The organism is Deltaproteobacteria bacterium (genome assembly GCA_003696105.1).
GTDB lineage: Bacteria > Myxococcota_A > Polyangia > Haliangiales > J016 > J016.
On record RFGE01000259.1, the window covers coordinates 1 to 3,518 of the forward strand.

Here is a 3,518-nt window from a genome sequence, read left to right on the forward strand (position 1 = left end):
CCGACAAGGCCGGCGAGGCCGCCGACAAGGCCGGCGAGGCCGCCAACAAGGCCGCCGGGCAGTAGCGAGACGTCCGTCGCGCGACCCCCTCGGACGCGGTTCGAGGGGGTCGCGTCGTTTCGGGCCCCGGTGCCCGGCGCGCCCCCCGCGCCACGCGCTCAGGCGTCGAGCGCGGCGAGCGCCTCGACCAGCCGCTCGCGCCGCGCGCGCTCGTCGGCCAGCCGCGCCCGCTCCTTTTCGACCACCGCCTCGGGCGCGCGCTGGACGAACCGCTCGTTCGCGAGCTTCTTTTCGACGAACGCGATCTCCCGATCCGCCTTGCGGATCTCCTTTTCGATGCGCTGGCGCTCGGCGTCGATGTCGATCAGGCCGCCGAGCGGCACGACCACCTCGATGTCGGCGCCGACGACGCTCTTGGCCGACTGCGGCACCGGGCCGCCGGTCTCGGCGATCGCGAGGTCGACCCGCGCCACCGTCTCGATCGAGCCGCGGTGCGCTTCGAGAACTGCGCGCTTGTCGGCGTCGGCGCAGCGCACCTCCGCGCGCACGGTGCGGCTCGGCGGCACGCCGTAGGTCGACCGCAGCGTCCGGATCGCGGTCGCGACCTCCATCATCAGGCCGAGTTCGCGCTCGGCCGCGCCGTCGACGAAGCGCTCGTCCGCGCGGGGGTAGATCGTGACCATGAGCGATCCGGTCGTCGCCGCCGGCTTCGGCAGCTTCTGCCAGATCTCCTCGGTGACGAACGGAATGAACGGGTGCAGCAGCCGCAACGTCGATTCGAGCACGGTGGCCAGCGTCCCCTGGGCCGCGAACCGCCGGCGGGCGGCGGCGTCGCCCGCGTCACCGCCTGCCTGCAACGCCGGTTTCGCCAGCTCGATGTACCAGTCGCACAGCTCGCCCCACACGAAGTGGTACAGCGCGTTGGCCGCATCGGCAAAGCGGAACGCTTCGAGCGCCTCGTCGACCACGGCGGCGACCCGTTGCAGGCGAGACAAGATCCACCGGTCCGCCGCCGCCAGGTCGACCGCCTCGGGGCCGTCGGCCATGGCGTCGGCGAAGCGCTCGGCGTCGAAGTCGTCCAGGTGCATGAGCGCGAACCGCGACGCGTTCCACAGTTTGTTGACGAAGTTGCGATAGCCCTCGATGCGCTCGACCGACAGGCGCAGATAGCGGCCGGGCAGCGCCATCGCAGCGAGCGACAGCCGCAGCGCGTCGGCACCGCATTGCGGAATTCCCTTCGGAAACAGCTTGCGGATCGTCTTGATCGCCGCGTCGTCGAGGTGCTCGCGCTCGGCTTTCGCCAGCAGGTCCTCGAGGGTCGCGCCGTGAACGACGTCGAGCGGGTCGATCACGTTGCCCTTGGTCTTGGACATCTTGTCGCCCGCCTCGTCGGTGACGATCGGCGTGAGGTACACCGTGCGGAACGGCACCTTCTTCATGAAGTGCAGCCCCATCATCATCATGCGGGCGACCCAGAAGAAGATGATGTCCGGACCGGTGACCATGACGGAGTTCGGGTAGAAGGTCCGCAGGTCGCGGCTGTCGTCGGGCCAGCCGAGCGTCGAAAACGGCCACAACCCCGACGAGAACCACGTGTCGAGTACGTCCTCGTCCTGGCGGATGTCGCCGCTGCCGCACGCGCTGCACGCGGTCGGATCCTCGCGCGCGACCGTCACGCCGCCGCACGCGTCGCAGAACCACGCGGGGATGCGGTGCCCCCACCACAGCTGGCGCGAGATGCACCAGTCCTTGATGTTCCGCATCCAGTGCATGTAGGTCTTCGTCCACAGCTCGGGGACGAAGCGCGTCTTGCCGCGTTCGACCGCCTCGATCGCGGGCCGGGCCAGCGGCTCGGTCGCCACCCACCACTGCTCCGACAGCAGCGGCTCGATGACGGTGCGCGACCGCTGGCAGCGACCGCGCGGCACGACCCGGTCGACGACGGCGCCGAGCAGGCCGAGCGCGTCGAGGTCGGCCACGACCGCCTTGCGCGCCTCGGCGACGGTCATGCCCACGTACTTGTCCGGCGCCGGCGGCACGATTCGGCCCGACTTGTCGATGACGGACAGTTGTTCCAGCCCGCACCGTTTGCCGCACTCGAAGTCGTTGAAGTCGTGACCGGGCGTGACCTTGACGGCGCCCGTACCGAACTCGGGGTCGACGAACGAGTCGGCCACGATCGGAATGCGCCGGCCGGTGAGCGGCAGTTCCACCTCCTTGCCGACCAGATCCCGATAGCGGTCGTCGTCGGGGTGAACCGCGACGCCGGTGTCCCCGAGCATGGTCTCCGGCCGCGTCGTCGCCACCGTGATCACGCGATCGGTGCCGGCGATCGGGTATTTCAGCTCCCACAGGTGGCCGGGTTCCTCGACGTTGTCGACCTCGAGGTCGCTCACCGCCGTTTGGCAGTCGGTGCACCAGTTGACCAGCCGGTTCGCGCGGTAGATGAGCCCCTGCTCGTACAGCGACACGAACGCCTCGCGCACGGCGCGCTGCCGCGGCTCGTCGAGGGTGAACGCCATGCGGTCGAAGTCGAGCGAGAAGCCGAGCGCTTTCATCTGCTCGAGGATGCGGCCGCCGTAGCGCTCCTTCCACTGCCACGCGCGCTCCAGGAACGCGTCGCGGCCGATGTCGTGGCGCGTCTTGCCCTCGCTCCGCATCAGGTCGCGCTCGACCAGCATCTGGGTCGCGATGCCCGCGTGGTCGGTGCCGGGCATCCACATCGCGTTGAACCCCTGCATGCGGCGCCAGCGCACCAGAATGTCCTGAAGCGTCGACCCGAGCGCGTGGCCCATGTGAAGCGAGCCGGTGACGTTCGGCGGCGGCAAGGTGACGCTGAAGGGCGCCTTGGGCGCCGCGGCGTCGGCGTGGTAGTAGCCGTGCTCGAGCCACGCCTTGAGCCAGCGCGGTTCGACGTCGGTCGGATCGTACTGCTTCGGGAGCGCTGCCTTCGCCATGGAGGCAGCTTCTTACCACACGGCGACGGTTACTTGCTCGCCGCGAGTCGGTCGAGGTTCTCGCGGATGATCGTCTCGGCCAGATCGGGAACGACCTCCCACACGACCTGCTCGATGACCTCGCGGCTGAGCTGGACGATCGCCTTCATCTCCGGTCCGGACGGATCGAGGCCGGCGGCGCGCGCGGCCGACGCCGCGGCGGCCGGCACGGCGGCGTCGACGCGCGCGGCGACCGCGTCGGGCGCGGGCGCGGCGGGCGCGGGCGCGGCGGGCGCGGGCGCGGCGGGCGGCGACGACAGATCGGTCACCCCGGGCGGCTTCGGCCGCGCCGGCGGCATCTGCGAGATCGGCGACAGACCCATCAGCGTCGCCGACCTGCCCCCCTTTGACGCGGCGGCCGCCGGCGGGATCACCGTCGCGGGGCGCTTGGTCGGCACGCCCTTGATCATCGGCGGCCGATCGACGCCGGCCGGATGGGGCGCGGCGGCGGGTCGCGCCACCGGCGGCGGCGTCGGCGCGCGCGGGGTCGCACGCGGCGCGGCGGCGGGCGGCGCAGCCGGC

General features: G+C 71.3%; 2 protein-coding genes. Both read right to left on the bottom strand.

Features of this window, described 5'->3' with window-relative positions; translation table 11 throughout:
• Window positions 1–158: 158 nt before the first annotated feature.
• Complete coding sequence (locus tag D6689_16615) at window positions 159–2,957, bottom strand: valine--tRNA ligase (GenBank protein RMH39429.1); 2,799 nt, start codon at window positions 2,955–2,957, stop codon at window positions 159–161.
• A gap of 29 nt (window positions 2,958–2,986) precedes the next feature.
• Window positions 2,987–3,518: response regulator (locus D6689_16620; protein ID RMH39430.1), on the bottom strand; the 532-nt coding region annotated here is incomplete at its 5' end.

Bases quoted from the DNA above. Each gene is read 5' to 3' on its own strand.
- D6689_16615 (RMH39429.1), bottom strand. From the start codon at position 2,957: ATGGCGAAGGCAGCGCTCCCGAAGCAGTACGATCCGACCGACGTCGAA.